Consider the following 15,182-nt stretch of genomic DNA (forward strand, 5'->3'; position numbering starts at 1 on the left):
TCCTCGGCCTCCCGTTGCCGCTGGGCCTGGGCTGCCGCGCGGGCGACGCGGCGGCGCTCGGTGTCCCGGACGGTCTGGGTGATGGCCTTGCCCTGGCGCTCCTCCCACTTATGGAGGGCGATGTCGGAACCGTCCTGGTCCGCGAAGCCGGAGTCCACCAGCGCGCGCACGAGGCCGCCGGGCTCGCCCGGCCAGCCCGCGAGGCGCTCCATGACGGGCTGCATCCGCGCGGTGATGCGGCCGTCCCGGGCGTGGTTGGCGGCGTAGGCCCAGCACGCCACGACGTAGGCCCAGGCCAGGGGGTTGCCGAGGATGGTTGAGAGAAGGACGGCCTTCGGGTGCGTCGGCAGCCCGACGTCGACGCGCACCCATTCGATGGTGACCGGCTTGATGGTGACTGGAGGTGTGCAGGCCATGGGCTACTCCTCTCGCGTTTGTCTGACAGGGCCGAGCGCTTCCGGCGCGGCCCCGGCGAGCTGCCGCAGGTGCAGCGCGAAGGGCCGGGGGAGGACGGAGACGGTGACGAGGGTGAGGCGCGGCAGGGGCGCGAAGACGAACACCTGCCGCCTGAGGACGACGTGCAGGCGGCCCGGGTGAAGGCGCGCGTGCATGTCGAGCAGGGCGCGCAGCGGCGCCGGGCAGTCAGCGGCGGGCGCCCGTGCTGGTAGGCGTAGGCGGCCCGGGCGCGGAGGGCATCCTCGCCCATGTGGAGCCGCTCCTCGCCGCGGCGGACGGCGTGGGCCGTCAGGTGGACGTCCGGGCGGGTCATGCTGCGTCACTCCTCTCCGACGACGACGGGCCAAAGGACTCGCAGGGCGTCAGCGGCCTGCTGGGGGACGACGCCGTTGCCGTAGAGGCGGAGCAGGTCGATGCGCTCCAGGCCTCCAGATGCCAGCGCCAGCCCATCAACCACGCCACGAAGAGCGGGTTGAGGGAGAGCCGGGGCGAACTCGGGGCGGACTCCGAGGACGTGTCGCCAGCCGTCGACGTCAGCGGGGCCAGGGGGCCAGAGAGGGATAGCGCCTGCGTGCTGATTCCATCCCCGCTCGTGGGAGACAGGCCCTTGCGGTTGTAGTTGCCGCACACCGTCGGCGTCGCCCACAGCACGGCCGCGCGACCCGTCCATGCCGCCGCCGAAGAGTTCAGGTCGTCTGACAACAGCCCGGCGGCGTTGACTGCCCCGCGTGCCACTTTCCTCCGCCATGCCTCTGTCTCTGGTCGCGTCGGCGCCCGGCGTGGGTCCCCATCCCGCAGCGTTGGCGTTGGCCAACGCTGCGCCGCTGCCGATAGCTGCATCCAGTTGTCGGCGCTGTTGGTGGCGCATCTTTCGGAGGCGAGCGGGGTCGGCCACGTCGATGAAGAGGGCGAAGACGCGAGCCCGCCCGTGGGAGGCGCCCACATCACTCGCGGAAAGTCGAACCCACGCGCCGCGGTAGCCGGCGCGGGCGAAGGCGCGGCCAACGGAGGGAAGAGCTGAAGCTGCCCCTCCGACGTTCTCCCAGAGGACGAAGCGTGGGCGGACCTGGCGGACGATGCGGCGGAACTTCCAGAAGAGGCCGCTCCGGGTACCGCTGAGTCCCGCGCGCTTCCCGGCGAGGGACATGTCCTGGCAGGGGGTGCCGCCAGCGACGCAATCCACGACGCCACGCCAAGCGCGGCCGTCGAAGGTGGCGGCATCGCTCCACACAGGAGCTTCATCCAGCGCGCCTTGCGACATGCCTGCCACCAGCGCCGCGGCAGCAGGTGCTTCCCTCTCCAGGTAGCAGACGGTGCGAGCGCCTGGAATCGCCAGTCGGATGCCTGCATCGAGGCCTCCGCCTCCGGAGCAGACGGAGAGGACACGGAGGCTGGAAGGTAGAGCCATGTCATGCCGCCCCCTTCCAGGTTTTGCCCGCGCAGATGTCGTGGGCGGTGCTCGGGTGCAGCCCGTACTTCTTCCCCAGCTTCGCGAAGGACATCCCGGCCGCGCGGTCACTACGGATGGAGGCGGCCTTCTCCGTCGTCATCTTCGCGTTGGGGTGCGCGGCGCCTGCGGGGAAGGCATTGAAGTACGCCCGCTTTTTCTGGCGCATGTCGGCCAGGTTCTCCGCCTGAGTGCCCACCACGAGGTGAGACGGCCGGACACATCCCGGCGTGTCGCACGTGTGCCGCACCACCTCCGAGGCCAGCACCTGGCGGCCGGCCAGCAGGACCGCGACCCGGTGCGCCAGAAAGCGCCGCTTCCCGAAACAGAAGCCGCCGTAGGTCAGCGTTCCGTCGGCCAGCCTGTGCCGACCGCCACTCCACATCCAACAGCCATCCCCGTCCACCCAGGTCACCTGCCGCGCGAAGCGCTCGCGGTCCGCCACCGTCACGGGCCGACCGACAGCCATCTCAAGCTCGGCGCCCCCACCCGCGAAGAGGTCCACCACGAGGCCGCGGCTGGTGCACTTGCGCTTCACCGCGCACCCCCGGCGAAGAGGTCGCCCTGCGCGGTGGCCGCGTCCAGGTTGCGGCAGGCCCTGGCGAAGTACGTGTCCTTCAGCTCCACGCCCTCGAAGCGGCGGCCCATCCGCAGCGCGCCCACCCCCTCGCTGCCGATGCCGCCGAAGGGGCTGAACACCACGTCGCCCGTGTTGCTCCACAGGCGCACGGAGCGCTCCACTACCGGCAGGGGCAGCGGCGCCAGGTGCTTCTCATCGTCGCCGGCGCGGGCGATGGCGACGTTGAGGGTGTCCGTGTGGTCGACGTCCATCCACACCGGGGACGCGTAGTCCTGCCAGTCCTCAAGGGGGAAGTCCTCGCGGGTGTGCGTCACCGGCTCCGGACACTCGTCGCCCGGCACCACCTTGCGGAACACCAGGAGGTAGTCGGGCAGCCCCTGGCGGCTGAAGGAGGCGTTCTCGCGCAGCGTCTTGTAGAGGAGCCCGTGCGACTTCGTCTTGTGCATCTCCGTCACCGGGGACTTCCACAGGGTGACGCGCGAGGCGTACTTCCACCGGGTGCCGTCGGGTAGGCGCACGCCCTCCATGTGCCGCACGAGCTCGCCCGGGAAGTCGCGCAGGCCCACGGCGCCGCCGCTGACGCGGTAGTCCGGCAAGTCCTTGCAGTGCACCACGGCGATACGCCCCGGCTTGAGGATGCGGAGCAGCTCCGGCGTGAGGTAGTCGTAGTGGGTGAAGAACTCCGCGTCGTCGCGGCAGTTGCCCATGTCACGGAGGCTGGCGCTGTAGACGTAGAGGCTGCTGAAGGGCGGGGAGAAGAGGACCATGCCGACGCTGTCGGTCGGCAGCGCGCGCGTCACCTCGACGCAGTCGCCGTGGTGCAGCTTCCAGCCCGTGCCCTCGCGCGTGGTGAGGTGAGCGGAGCCGACGCCCGCCCGGCGCTGGGCCAGGGCCTCCAGCTGCACCTCACGCTGGGCCGCCACCATGCGCTCGCGCTGCAGCTCGTGCGCCGCCTGCTTGCTGGCCACGGCCTCGCGGATGCGCTCCTCGCCGCTGGCGCAGATGACGTGCACGTGCACCGGCCGCGTCTGCCCGAAGCGCCAGCTGCGCCGCGCCTCCTGGTAGAATTCCTCGAAGCTGAAGTTGCTGGCCAGCTTCACGTGCCGCGCGCAGTGCTGCCAGTTCATCCCCAGGCCCGCGAGTCCGCCCTTCGTGATGAGCCAGCGGAAGGCGCCGGTGGAGAAGCCCTCCAGCAGGCGCGACTTCTCGTCGGCGTCCATGCTCCCGCGCACCTCCGTCGCCTCCGGAAGCACCGCAGCGAGCGCGTCCGCTTCCTCGTTGGTGGTGCACCACAACACCCAGGCCTCGTCGGGCTCCGCGCGGACCACCTCCGCTGCCTTCGCCACGCGCTCCGGCAAGGACTGCCGCAGCTCGCGGTGCAGCGTCGTCGCGCTCGCCGTCACGTTGCGGAAGAGCTGCCCGTCCCGGGGCCCAGCGCCGTCCGCCTGGACGACGTGCTCCGCGGTGATGAGTGGCGGCAGCGTGTAGCCCCCGTCCGCGTACGGCTGCCCATCCGCATCCAGCAGGTCCGACGGCTTGCCCAGCGCCACCGCCCAACTGGCCACCCAGCGCCAGAAGTCGGCCTCCGCGTGCTTCTTCAGCCGGTACGCCCCGGCCTCGCCGCTGTCGTTGATGAACCAGCGGGCCAGCATCTCCGAGCTCGGCATGAGGCCGAGGAACTCGGCGTGGTTGCCCAGCTCCACCACGTCGTTCGGCGCCGGCGTCGCCGTGCACGCGAGCCGGTACGGCGTGGCGCGGAAGGCCTCGACGAGCTGCCGCTTCACCTTGCCGGAGAAGGCCTTGAGCGCGGAGGACTCGTCGAGGGCCACGGCAGCGAAGGCCTCCGGGCGGAAGCTGTCGAGGCGCTCGTAGTTGGTGACGGTGACGGGGCCCGTCACCTCACCCTGGTTGCGCGCGTAGCTGCACGGCAGGCCGAACTTCGCGGCCTCGCGGACGAACTGCTGGGCCACCGCCAGCGGCGCGACAATCAACGCCTGGCCGTTGGTGTGCCGCGCCGCTTGGTGGCTCCACTCCAGGGACATGGGGCCCTTGCCCAGGCCACAGTCCGCGAAGAGCGCGTGGCGCCCGGCGCGCAGCGCCCGGGACACGACGGCGCGCTGCCAGTCGAACAGGGGCGCGGTGAAGGGCAAGGGCTCGAAGCCCACGTACGGCACCGTCGGCGTCTTGCCGACGAGGAAGTCGTTGTAGTCGCGGGCGCAGCTCACGGGAGCCTCCGGGTGCAGCGGGTGTTGTCGACGACGTGCCGCAGGCGGAGCGCGGCAGGGGTGGACTCGGGCTGGGGACGGCGGCGCCAGACGCGCCACCAGAAGGCGGCCACGCAGGCCACGTAGGCGGCGAAGAGCGCCACCGCGGCGACGACGAGGGCGGCGTCACGCATGGCGAGGCGCCTCCGTCTGCTGCTGTCCCTGCCGGCGAGCGACGGCGTCCCGCCCGGCCTCGGTGAGCTGGAGGGTGCGTGCGAGGTGCGGCTCCCAGGTGAGGCAGTGCTTCCGGGCGAGCGCCTCCAGGTGGTCCGCGACGGTGTTGGAGGAGCCCCAGCCGAAGTGCTCGCGGATGTCCTTGTTGCTGGGCGGGTACTTCTTCTCGGCCGTGTAGCTGGCGATGAAGACGAGGACGTCCTCCTGGCGCTCCGTGAGGACGATGCGCGGGGTGCCGCCCCGGGCCGCGCGCGGGGGCATGGGGCAGCTCATCGCGAGCCCTCCGTCGTGGTGGTGGGGGCCTCGGCGGTGCTCCACTCAGCGCGCTCGGACGCGGGGGCGATGGTGTCTCCGGGCCGGAAGGCGAGGCAGGCCCGCGCCGCGCGCGCCCACTTCCCCAGGTCCGACGCGATGGACGGCATGAGGTTGGCGAAGTCCCCGTGGTAGGGGGCGCGCATCCCCGTCTTGGGCCCCCGGTGGTTGGCGACGGCCGCCTCGGCGGTGGTGGCGAAGTCCAGGGCGAAGGCCCGGGCCGCGTCGCGCTCCAGGAGGTTCTGCCGGTGCCGTTCGCACTCGTCCTGAATCAAACCCTCCAGGTGAGTCACCCGGGCCTGGAGCGCGTCCACCATGCCGAGCAGGTCCTTCGTGTCCTGCCAGCTGGCGGCCATGAAGCGCGCGTCCGGGTGGTTGATGTCGGTGACGCGGCCGCGCTCCGGCGTCGTGTCGGGCACGACGAGGTCGGCGAGCTTCTCCAGGAGCCCCTTCACCGACCAGCGCGGCTGAGCGCCGGACATCCCCCAGCGGGTGAAGTCCATGACGGTGTCGCGGCTGCCCTCCAGGCTGACCTCGCGCGTGCGCAGGTAGCCGAACCAGCGCCACGGGCCCCGGCTCGCAGCGGCATGCCGCGCGCGGATGGCCTCCAGCTTCTCCGTGTCGGTGGCGCTCACCGGGCACCGCCCTTCACGACGGCGTGGACCTGGATGTCGAGCCCCGCCAGCACCTGGCCCGTGGCGGTGCCGTCGAAGGCCTCGGCCGCGCCGCGCACCAGGGCCTGCACGGTGGCGAGCTGCTGGCGGAGGGCCTTCAGCTCGGTGGTGTTCCGGGCCTCCGTCGCGACCACCGCGTCCTGCAATTCGAAGAGCCGGGTCATCGCGTCGCGGCCCGGGGACTTGCCCTCGACCCCGTGCACGTCGCACACGTCGTGCACGGCCTCCGCCAGCTTGGCGTGGTCGACGTAGCCGGCGGGGAGAACGAGTCGCGCGCCTTCTCTTGCGGTCTTGCTGCTGGTGCTGCGCGGCGCCGCGCGGGCGCCCCTCTTCGTCGACATGGCACGTCTCCCTCGCGCTTCCGCGCGGCCCTGTGACGGGCGGGTGTGGAGACCCGGCTGCGCTGCTGCTGCGCTCGCGCGGGGGACTGCGTGCCGTGCTCCAGTTGCCGGAGCAGAGGGACCGCCCAGAGGCGGGTGCTGCCGTCAGGCCCTCACCGGGCCGAGGCGCGTGCTGCTGGTATGACGGGTGCTGCTACTGCGGCCCGGGGCTTAGTCCCGCTGGTCGCCGCGCGGGTCGAGCTGGCCCTCCGTGCCGAAGAAGTCCTCGGACAGGAGGTCGTCCAGGAGCGCGTTCAGCTTCTCCAGGTACACCTTGCCGTCCCCCTTCGGGTCCGGCTCGATGGTCTCGCCAATCGTCTTCAACACCTGCGACGCGTTCCTCTTCGTCATCTTGTGCTTCGCCATGGCGCTTCCTCCTCGTGCTGCTGGGCTGGACTGCTGGTGCTGCTACTTCGCGGCGGGCTGCGGCGCGGTCGGTGCCTTCCCGGCACCTCCGCAGCGGTAGCAGACCCGGTCGAACGCGCGGCCGTTGCCGTAGCAGTTGTGGCAGCGCCCCGTCTCGGCCTCCCACTCCAACAGGAAGGCGTCGAACTCCGGAAAGGGGATGGCGAGTTCGCGCTCCGTGGAGCGGTCACGCTTCGCCCAATTCAGCTCGCCCTTGCGCGGTCCGGACTTGAACGTCGCCGTGCACACGGCGCCCGTGACGATGGACGTGCACTGCTCGCGCGGCGCGGGATGGCCCTTCCCCTGAATCGAGAACCAGCGCCAGCCCTCGGGCACCCCGCGCTTGCGCTGGGCGATGAGGTTCCAGAAGTCCACTCGCTCGTACGCTGGCGTCGCCTCACCCACGGACCACCTCCACCTTGCGGAAGCTGATGGCCCACACCCAGGGGTTGGCGTCCCAGGACTCGGGGCCGTTGATGGACTCCCAGAGCGTGCGGAAGGACTCGCGTGCGGTCGGCATGGGCGGCCCCTGCGTCAACAACTCCGCGTCGCTCAGGCCGTACTCCTGCCAGCCATCCCCGATGGACCAACGCTCCACACCCTCGCGGACCGCATCCTCCTCAGTGATGTCGTGCAGGCGCTCCGCACGGACGGACACCACCTCCAGCGTCAGGCGCGAGGCCCAGCGCGGCATGTGGATGGAGGGCGTCCACTTCATCCCGGGGATGGGCTCGCCGGGATAGAACGACTGCTCGGGCTCACCGTCCGCTCGGTAGACCACCCGACGGCCAGCGCCGGTCAGAACACCGAACGTCTCGCGCACCCAGAGCCGGCTCCCGGGCGGGCCGTAGGGACAGGTGAACGGACCGCACGCAGACCACCCCTTGCCCGTCGCGTCCCGCATGACGGGATGCCCCTCGCGGCTGTTGGACGGCTGACCACCCAGCCAGAACTCGATGTCGGCCGGCTGCGGCTTGAGCACCCGCCGCGTCACCGTCTTCCGGCCGTCGAGCAGCGCGCGCACCATGGGCGCGGAGAAGAGGATGGGGCGCTCCCGGACGGTGGGCGCGGACTCCGTCACGGCCGGGCTACCCACGGACCACCTCCATCGCCGCGACGCCCATCAGTTCCAGGCACCGGGAGCACTTCGTCCAGGCGAAGTCGCCGTGCCCGGCCTCGACGTGGAGCACCTCACACAGCCGCTCCATGGCACCCACGGCCGCGAAGGCGGCGACCTTGGCGGTCTCCTTCCGCTCGCGCCCGGAGCCCGCCGCCATCACCCCCAGGGACTGCCGGATGACGAGGCCGGGGAGGGGCTGAGAGGGCGTAACAGCGCTGCTACGCCCGGTCGGCGCGGGCTGGCTCGGGTCGGCGTGCACCAGCGCGAGGCGCTGAGGTTCCGAGGGGTTACGCGTCAGCTCGGCATGCTCCGGCGCTTGACGTACGGGTTCAAGTCCCGTACTCCTCGCCACTAGAGAGGCCCGGAACCGAAAGGTTCCGGGCCTTTCGCTTTTCTAAGCCGCGCCTTCCCTGCACGTGGCCGGAGGCGGCGGCGGTGACGAAGGGCGTCGCTTCTTGTGCAGGCCGTCCTGCCTACCGGCCAGCAGAGGCTTCATGAACCCCTTCGGTTCCGGTCCCCACACCCAGCGCATGAGCCGCATGGACGGTGCCCTGTTGCTGCTCATGGGCATCATCGTCTTCGTGATGGTCCTGGCCATCTTCAAGCGGGACCTGCGCATCCATACCGAGGGCGCCTGGGCGCAAGGCCGGGTGGCGCGCAAGGAGGTCCGTGCCCGAAGTCGTCTCTCCTCGGGTCGGGACTACGTGCTGCACTACGGCTTCACGCGACAGGGCGGCGGCTGGCAGACGGCCCAGCGCGCCGTTTCCAAGGACCTGTATGAGCGCCTGCGCGCGGGCAGTGGAATCCAGGTGCTCTACGACCGCGACGACCCCGGCCACAGCTACCCCGAGGGCGAGGGCGGCATCCCCCTGGTGCTCGCCGCGCTGGCCTTCCTGATGGCCGGAGGCATCGGCATCACGGGCCTGGTGATCATGCTGAGGAAGGGCACCGAGGAAGAGGACTTCCTTTCCTAGTGCCGGGCCGGGCCTGCGTCACCCGCGGTGGATTCGCCCTTCGCGGCAATCCCATCCAACAAAGCGTCTCGCCGCTGCCTCGGGTGGAGGGGTGAACTCCACCCCAGCTGGCTTCTCCATCCTGGACCTTCAGACAGCTTGCGAAACCGCCGATGTCAGGCTTTAGACTGCCGTCCGTCTCTGCTGGGGCTTCAAAAACAGACAAACGAAGGGGGCGTGGCCTTGAGAGCCACGGAACACATGAACATGAAGACTGCCAATCGATTGGGATGGATGCTGGCCGCGTGTGCGTGGCTGGCGGCGTGTCAGGGGATGCCCCCGGAGGAAACGAAGGGCACCGAGACCATCCGCATGGAGATCTCCCTGGCGGGAGATGTCTGCGGAGTCACCTCCGCCGACGCCACGGTCTCCGCGCCGGACATGACGACCCTCGGTCCCGTGCCGCTCCAGGTGATGGAGGCGGTCATCCAGGGCCGCATCTCCCAGGTCCCGGCGGGCACGGCCCGGACGGTGCGGGTGGACGCGTTCAACGCCTCCGGCCTGCTGGTGTACTCGGGGAGCACCGTGGTGGATGTGGTGGCCGGCAGCGTCACCTCGGCCAACATCGTGCTGCGCCGCGACCTGCCGAACTGCCCCAACGCGCCGGACACGGGTGACATCGACATCACGGGGTCGCTGGAGACGGGCGAGCCGTCCACCGATGGGGGCACGTCCGACGGCGGCACGCTCCCGGATGGGGGCCTCGTCCTCGACGGCGCGCAGCTCGCCTTCAACCTGGACGACGCCACCCTGACCAGCGGGGGCATCATCCACTTCTTCGACCGCGGCGCCGACCGGGTCCACCGGCTGGACGTGGCGAACCGCCAGTTCCTGAGCTCCTACGCGGGCACGGCGGACGCCGTGTCCATGGCGGTGACTCCGGACGGGACCACCACGTACCTGGCCTACACCGGCGGGCGCATGGACGCCTTCTCCAACGACGGCACCGCCCGCTTCTTCGCCGCGGCGCCGGAGACGGTGTCGAGCATGGTGGTGGCCGGCAACTACCTGTTCACCATCGACGGCTCGGGCGCGTGGGATTCGCACTCGCTCTACCAGCGCTCCACGGGTGCGCGCGTCGCCACGGCCGAGTGGCGCTACTCCGCCCGCAGCCTCGTGTTCTCTCCGGTGAACAAGCGCGTCTACCTGCTCAACTCAGGCGTCTCCCCGACGGACGTGACGATGGTGGACGTGGACCCCGTGGCGGGCACGCTGGGCGCCGAGCGGGACTCGCCGTACCACGGTGACTACAACCTGCCCAACCCCATCCGGCTCCTGCCGGACGAGTCCGGCGTCATGGTGGGCAGCGGCCTGTTCTTCAACGCCGCCGACCTCACCTACCGCACCAGCCTGGGCCTGTCGTTCGTGGACGTCGCCTTCCACAACGGGCGCTACTACCTCATCGACACCGTGGGAGACACGACGCAGCTCCGGGTGCTGAGCAGCACCTTCGACATCCTCTCGGCCAGCTACTACCCCGGGGTCGCGAAGCGGGTGTTCGTGCACGGCGGCGAGCTGGTGCTCGTCACGGGAGTGAGCACGGGGCAGCTCCAGGTGCGCATCCTCGCGCTGTAGTGGCGGGGAGCGGTGCCTTCACGGCGGCGGGGAGGGATTCCCGCCGCCGGCTTCGCCCAAGGTTCGCGCTCAGCGAATCCCGGCGAACTGCTTCTCGTACACTTCGCGGTGGGACGTGCCGTTGTGCGGGACGTCCATCCGCGTCTTGGCCAGGTCCAGCCGGAAGGCCTCTTTCTGTTCCGAGCTCTGTCCCTGGGTCTTCTTGGCGTAGTCCATGTAGTCCGTCGCGTAGAAGGACCCCAGGTTCTTCAGGTCGCTGTGCTTTCCCATCGCCAGCTCACGGCCCACCATGCCCGTGTGGAGCATGCCCTCCACCTCGAGCGTCATCTTCTTCTCCGCGTAGTCGGAGGCGGAGGTGAGCTTCTTGCCGCGGACGTCATCGTCCAGCGCGTCGAACTTGGGGCGCCGGTGGGCGTTGTTCATCTCGAACATGAACGTGCCCGCCGCGTCCTCCGGCGACTTCTGCTTGAGCGTGGGGTCCATGTACACGGTCACCTTCTGGGTGGACGTGTTCCGCGACGTGTGCGAGCGGCCGTGGATGGCACCCTCCCTCACCTGCACGCCCGCGGCGGACGTTTCGTTGAGCCGCTTCACCGCGGTCGGGCTCTGCGCCAGGAGCTGGGCGGCGTTGCCATACCCCAGCTCCGCGAAGTCCTGGAGCACGCGGTTGGGGAGCGCGTCGATCTCCGGCTGGGAGATGGACTTGACCTTGTTGGCGGCCGCCGCGTCCACCGGAGCGTCGGCCTGCGGCTTCACGGGCGTCTTGCCCCCCGCGCCGGCCGTGAAGGTGTCATTGCCCACGGCCGCGTTGGACGCAGTCGCCACGTTGCCGCTGGAGCTGGCCTGGGCCGGTCCCTCCACCCGCTGCTTCTTCACCGGCGCCGTCGTGCTGGCCTCGGCCTTCGGGGACGTCGGCGAAGAAGCGCCTGACTTCGAGGGATCCGACAGCCCCGCGTCCGAAGCCTTGCGCTTGCTGCCCGTGACGGGAGGGGGCAGCGGGGGCGGAGCGGAGGGAGAGGATGAGCGGCTCTTGACCTTGGGCATGCAAGCTCCTGGCGGGGGAGGCCATAACCTAGCATCCGGTCATGGCCCGGGCGTCCCATGATGGGATGAATGGTTTTGCATCCCCTCCGCCGCTCGAAGCGCTCGCTACGGCATGGGACGCGAACCGGAGGACGGGGCTTCCGGAACCGCGGGCCAGCCGTTGGGCCAGGTGATGGCATCCACGAGCATCACCCGGGCCGTGTGGGCGCTGTTCCACGCGTGGTAGACCATGACCGTGTCCCCGCCGGGGCCGGTGACCACGGAGTTGTGGCCGGGCCCCACCCAGCCGCCCGCCGTCTTGAGGATGGGGTTGCCCAGCTTCGTATAGGGCCCCAGCGGACTCGTGGCCCGGGCCACGCCCACGGCATAGGTGCTGTTGGCGTACGAGTTGCCGCTGTAGAAGAGGTAGTAGTAGCCGCCCCGCGCGACGACCCACGGCGCCTCGACGACGCCGCCCTCCCAGGCGAGCGTGTTGCTCATGAGCGTGCGCCGCGTACCGGTGAGCGACAGCCCATCCGCCGACAGCGTCTGGCCATAGATGGGCGTGGGCTGGCCCACCGCGTTTCCGTCCGCCTTCCACACCAGGTACGGCACGCCCGCGGTGTCTTGGAAGAACGTGGCGTCAATCATCCCCATGCCCGCGTCATGCACCAGGGGATGGCCCAGGTCCGTGAAGGGCCCCAGCGCGCTGGTGGCCGTCGCCGCGCCGATGGACAGCTTCCCGTCCTGATGGCGCGCGGTGAAGTACGCGATGTACCGGGTGCCCACCTTGTGGATCTCCGGGGCCCAGAAATCCCCCGTGGCCCACGTCGGGCGGCGCGTGGAGGGGAAGATGTTGCCCGCGGCCGTCCAGGTGACCAGGTCCTTCGAGGTGCGCAGCGGGAACGCGTTGGCCGCGCCCCCCGACGTGCAGGCCGCGACGTACTGCGTGCCGTCGTGGATGACGCCAGGGTCCGCGCAGCCCACGGGCACCACGGGGTTCTGGTAGAGCCCGCCACAGCCCGTGTAGCGCAGCGCGACGCCACACGCGTTGGTGCCGCTGAAGTACGGCGCCCAGCCGTTCGACAGGACCGTGTACGAATTGGGGGACGCATTCGTGCAGCCGCGGTCCCAGGTCACGCGGCCGCCCACGTCGTCGTATTGGGCCGGATGCCCCGCAGGATGCGACCACGCCGCGCCGTAGGTGACGCGCGTCGCGCAGCTCGTCGCGCCGGAGCAGTCCGTGTCGAGCGCCATCACGCAGGCGTCGCGCCCGGTGAAGTAGGGCTTCCAGCCGTTCGACAACACGGCGTAGGAGTTGGTGCCTTCGTTGACGCAGCTGCCGTCCCAGGTCACCAGGCCGCTCGCGACGTCGTACTGCTCCGGGTGCCGGGGTGGATCCACCGGTCCCCGTAGGTGATGCGCGTGCTGCACGCGAGCGCCCCGCTGGACGTGCCCACCGGGGCCTCGTCCACCGGCGGGCCTTCGGAGCGCTCCTCACCACAACCCGCCACGAGCGTGGAGAGCGCCCCGGCGAGGACCACGGCGGAAAACAACGAGGGGTTCTGCATCGATGGACCTCCAGATGGGTGAAATCCTGGATGTCACATCTATCAGCTATTGCTGATTAAGAATCATAAATCGGAACCGCCTTGCCTTCGGGTAGACATCCGACTCCGAGCACACGGCTGGCGCTGTCCACGCCCACGACCGCGGAAGCGTCGCAGGTGGAGTGCTACGAGTCACACCCATGAATAGACGCCTCGCACTCGTCCTCCTCCCTGTCTTCTCCGCGCTCGCTTGCGCTTCACCCGACATCGAGCCGGAAGGAACTGGAGCACCTCCCCCCCGTGAGGTGGAGCAATCCGCCACGACCCCGCTCCGGGCGAAGGCGCTGGGCCGCATGCGGAACGCGGCGACGTACTTCCATGACAACGTCGCGCGCCACGGCGGCTACGCGTGGCACCACAACGCCACCAACCTGAGCGAGCGCTGGGGCGACATCCAGCTCGACGAGGATCAGATCATGATCCAGTCGCCCGGCACCTCCGACGTGACGGTTGCCTTTGTCGAAGCGGCGCTCGCGGACCCGGCGACTCCGGCGCTCAAGACCTACGCGCTGGACGCGGCGATGGCGCTGCGCCAGGGGCAGGTGAAGTCCGGAGGCTGGCGCCTCTACGCGGACTTCAAGCCGACGCCGACCCTCAAGGCCTGCTACCTCAACACCACGGCGAGCTGTGGCTGTGGCGGCTGCACGATGACGACCTATGACGACCAGGTCACGCAGAACGCGCTCATCGCGATGATGCGCACCGACCAGCTCCTCGGGTTCGCGAACACCGCCATCTCCGGCGCCTCCGCGTATGCCCGCGCTCGCGTGGAGACCTCGCAGTTCCCGACGAACGGCGGCTTTCCCCAGGTCTTCGCCGGCCCCGTCGCCGCGCGGCCCGCGCTCTCCGCGAGCTATCCGCCGTCCATCGGGACCTCGTGCGGCCTCGCCAACTGCTACGCCAATTCCTATACGAACGAGTACTGGGACGACCCGACGTTGAATGACAACCTCGCGTCCGCGTTCGTGGAGATGTTGTATTGGGCCAGGGAAATCTATCCCTCTCAAGCCGCGACGTATCAGTCCATGCGCGCCGCGTTCGGTGACTTCCTTCGCCGTGCGCAGCTGCCGCAGCCCCAGCCCGCCTGGGCGCAGCAGTATGACCTCCAGATGCAGCCTCGATGGGCGCGCAGCTGGGAGGCTCCGGCGATCGCGGGCCAGGAGAGCCAGGACGTCATGTGGGCGCTGCTGCGCCTCTACCAGCTCGACCCGGGCGTGCCGGCGAACCGCGCCGCGGTCGGCACCGCGCTCGCGTATCTGGAGACCGTGGACTACGCCAATGACACACTCCTCTCCCGCTACATCGAGCTCGACGACACCGCACCGTCGAACATCGGCTTCTACACGGTGAAGCCCGGCGGCTACCCGGCCCAGTTCTCCACCGCGCCGCCGACCTACCAGAACTACGGCTGGGAGGGTCCGTCGCAGCTCGCCGCCCTCCGCGCGGAGTACGACCGGCTGGCCACCGACACGACGGTGATGAAGCGCTCCTGCCAGCAGCTCCGCGCCGACACGGCGCACGCGGTCGACACGGCCGTGAACAACGAGCGGTGGATCACCACGTACAGCCCGGCCGGTCCGCGCAGCGGTGCCACGCCGGGCGACTACCTGGACACGAGCACCTTCGTCCGCAACATGCGCACCCTGGCGGAGTTCGTCACGCGCACGACGACCGACTGCACCGCCTGGAACTACTGAGACGGCGCGGGCGGCGCAGCCGTCACTCACGGTGTGACAAACCGCGTGTTCATCGGGGGCTCACGTGTTTTTCGTGCCCCCTGCCCTCGTGCGGCTCGCGTGAGGAGGGACCGGCCGCGTAGCATTCTCGCGCTTTGGACGGATTGACGTGGATGAGGAGTGGTGGCAGGGCCCGGCGTTGGTGGCCCTGGGTGCTGGCGGCGGTCGCGGTGGGCGCCTGGGTGCTCCGGGCCTTGCCGTTCTTCCACCGCGCTGGAGCGCTCGGCTACGTCGTGAACTACGACGAGGGCGTCTACGCCGCGGCGTCCACGCTCTTGTGGAAGGGGCTGCTGCCCTACCGCGACTACCTCTTCGTGCACCCGCCGGGCGCGCTGCTGCTGGGCGCTCCGGCCGGGGCGCTGGGCGCGTTCGCGGACCCGGCCACGGGCTTCGCGCTGGCGCGCTGGCTGGCC

At 70.2% G+C, this 15,182-nt stretch carries 19 protein-coding genes and 2 pseudogenes; 5 read left to right on the top strand and 16 right to left on the bottom strand.

All coding sequences use genetic code 11. From position 1 onward, the window contains the following. Together ACLEQD_RS20435 and ACLEQD_RS20440 are read right to left on the bottom strand one after the other, a co-directional pair. A partial coding sequence (locus tag ACLEQD_RS20435) for a hypothetical protein (protein ID WP_410385959.1) occupies window positions 1-416 on the bottom strand: 416 nt, incomplete at its 3' end. A 3-nt stretch (window positions 417-419) separates the two neighbouring features. Then, window positions 420-611, bottom strand: coding sequence for a hypothetical protein (locus ACLEQD_RS20440; RefSeq protein ID WP_410385960.1), 192 nt, complete (start codon window positions 609-611; stop codon window positions 420-422). A 47-nt stretch (window positions 612-658) separates the two neighbouring features. Here ACLEQD_RS20440 and ACLEQD_RS20445 point away from each other — a divergent pair, with 47 nt between their 5' ends. Beyond that, window positions 659-1,075 carry a hypothetical protein gene (locus ACLEQD_RS20445; RefSeq protein WP_410385977.1) on the top strand — a complete coding sequence of 139 codons (417 nt, stop codon included), beginning with the start codon at window positions 659-661 and terminating at the stop codon, window positions 1,073-1,075. Between the two features lie 249 nt (window positions 1,076-1,324). On the opposite strand, the pseudogene ACLEQD_RS20450 reads toward ACLEQD_RS20445, so the two are convergent. The 11 genes and pseudogenes from ACLEQD_RS20450 to ACLEQD_RS20500 form a co-directional block, all read right to left on the bottom strand. After that, a pseudogene (locus ACLEQD_RS20450) lies at window positions 1,325-1,864 on the bottom strand (DNA cytosine methyltransferase); the annotation flags it as partial. 1 nt (window position 1,865) lies between these two features. After that, window positions 1,866-2,411, bottom strand: coding sequence for an HNH endonuclease (locus ACLEQD_RS20455; protein ID WP_410385961.1), 546 nt, complete (start codon window positions 2,409-2,411; stop codon window positions 1,866-1,868). Between the two features lie 26 nt (window positions 2,412-2,437). Next, window positions 2,438-4,708, bottom strand: a complete 2,271-nt coding sequence (locus ACLEQD_RS20460) for a DNA methyltransferase (protein WP_410385962.1) — start codon at window positions 4,706-4,708, stop codon at window positions 2,438-2,440. Beyond that, window positions 4,705-4,881: a hypothetical protein gene (locus ACLEQD_RS20465; RefSeq protein ID WP_410385963.1), complete on the bottom strand. Its 177-nt coding sequence runs from the start codon at window positions 4,879-4,881 to the stop codon at window positions 4,705-4,707. The genes ACLEQD_RS20460 and ACLEQD_RS20465 overlap by 4 nt, the downstream gene beginning before the upstream one ends. Then, entirely contained in the window at window positions 4,874-5,182 is a 309-nt protein-coding gene (locus ACLEQD_RS20470) for a LexA family protein (protein ID WP_410385964.1), read from the bottom strand. The genes ACLEQD_RS20465 and ACLEQD_RS20470 overlap by 8 nt, the downstream gene beginning before the upstream one ends. 8 nt (window positions 5,183-5,190) lie before the next feature. After that, window positions 5,191-5,868 carry a hypothetical protein gene (locus ACLEQD_RS20475; protein ID WP_410385965.1) on the bottom strand — a complete coding sequence of 226 codons (678 nt, stop codon included), beginning with the start codon at window positions 5,866-5,868 and terminating at the stop codon, window positions 5,191-5,193. Further along, window positions 5,865-6,248, bottom strand: a complete 384-nt coding sequence (locus ACLEQD_RS20480) for a hypothetical protein (RefSeq protein WP_410385966.1) — start codon at window positions 6,246-6,248, stop codon at window positions 5,865-5,867. Before ACLEQD_RS20480 ends, ACLEQD_RS20475 begins: the two co-directional genes overlap by 4 nt. Window positions 6,249-6,458: 210 nt before the next feature. Next, window positions 6,459-6,653, bottom strand: a complete 195-nt coding sequence (locus ACLEQD_RS20485; protein WP_410385967.1) for a hypothetical protein — start codon at window positions 6,651-6,653, stop codon at window positions 6,459-6,461. 42 nt (window positions 6,654-6,695) lie between these two features. Next, window positions 6,696-7,097 (bottom strand): hypothetical protein, encoded by a 402-nt coding sequence (locus ACLEQD_RS20490; protein ID WP_410385968.1) that lies wholly within the window; start codon window positions 7,095-7,097, stop codon window positions 6,696-6,698. Further along, window positions 7,090-7,788 (bottom strand): hypothetical protein, encoded by a 699-nt coding sequence (locus ACLEQD_RS20495; RefSeq protein WP_410385969.1) that lies wholly within the window; start codon window positions 7,786-7,788, stop codon window positions 7,090-7,092. Before ACLEQD_RS20495 ends, ACLEQD_RS20490 begins: the two co-directional genes overlap by 8 nt. Continuing rightward, entirely contained in the window at window positions 7,781-7,969 is a 189-nt protein-coding gene (locus tag ACLEQD_RS20500; protein ID WP_410385970.1) for a hypothetical protein, read from the bottom strand. Before ACLEQD_RS20500 ends, ACLEQD_RS20495 begins: the two co-directional genes overlap by 8 nt. 337 nt (window positions 7,970-8,306) lie before the next feature. Between ACLEQD_RS20500 and ACLEQD_RS20505 the strand changes: the two genes are divergently transcribed. Then, window positions 8,307-8,786: a DUF3592 domain-containing protein gene (locus ACLEQD_RS20505; RefSeq protein WP_410385971.1), complete on the top strand. Its 480-nt coding sequence runs from the start codon at window positions 8,307-8,309 to the stop codon at window positions 8,784-8,786. A 240-nt stretch (window positions 8,787-9,026) separates the two neighbouring features. Further along, window positions 9,027-10,400, top strand: a complete 1,374-nt coding sequence (locus ACLEQD_RS20510; protein WP_410385972.1) for a hypothetical protein — start codon at window positions 9,027-9,029, stop codon at window positions 10,398-10,400. Between the two features lie 69 nt (window positions 10,401-10,469). Here ACLEQD_RS20510 and ACLEQD_RS20515 read toward each other — a convergent pair whose 3' ends face one another. From ACLEQD_RS20515 to ACLEQD_RS20525, 3 genes are all read right to left on the bottom strand, one after another. Continuing rightward, window positions 10,470-11,444 carry a hypothetical protein gene (locus ACLEQD_RS20515; protein ID WP_410385973.1) on the bottom strand — a complete coding sequence of 325 codons (975 nt, stop codon included), beginning with the start codon at window positions 11,442-11,444 and terminating at the stop codon, window positions 10,470-10,472. A 105-nt stretch (window positions 11,445-11,549) separates the two neighbouring features. Further along, complete coding sequence (locus tag ACLEQD_RS20520) at window positions 11,550-12,827, bottom strand: glycoside hydrolase family 43 protein (RefSeq protein ID WP_410385974.1); 1,278 nt, start codon at window positions 12,825-12,827, stop codon at window positions 11,550-11,552. Beyond that, a complete protein-coding gene (locus tag ACLEQD_RS20525; RefSeq protein ID WP_410385975.1) occupies window positions 12,776-12,994 on the bottom strand; it encodes a hypothetical protein in 219 nt (72 codons plus the stop codon). The genes ACLEQD_RS20520 and ACLEQD_RS20525 overlap by 52 nt, the downstream gene beginning before the upstream one ends. Before the next feature lie 179 nt (window positions 12,995-13,173). Between ACLEQD_RS20525 and ACLEQD_RS20530 the strand changes: the two genes are divergently transcribed. Beyond that, window positions 13,174-14,730, top strand: coding sequence for a hypothetical protein (locus ACLEQD_RS20530; RefSeq protein WP_410385976.1), 1,557 nt, complete (start codon window positions 13,174-13,176; stop codon window positions 14,728-14,730). A 191-nt stretch (window positions 14,731-14,921) separates the two neighbouring features. Beyond that, a pseudogene (locus tag ACLEQD_RS20535) lies at window positions 14,922-15,182 on the top strand (hypothetical protein); the annotation flags it as partial.

The sequence above is a fragment of the Corallococcus sp. 4LFB genome, assembly GCF_046520365.1.
In the GTDB taxonomy this organism is placed as follows: domain Bacteria; phylum Myxococcota; class Myxococcia; order Myxococcales; family Myxococcaceae; genus Corallococcus; species Corallococcus caeni.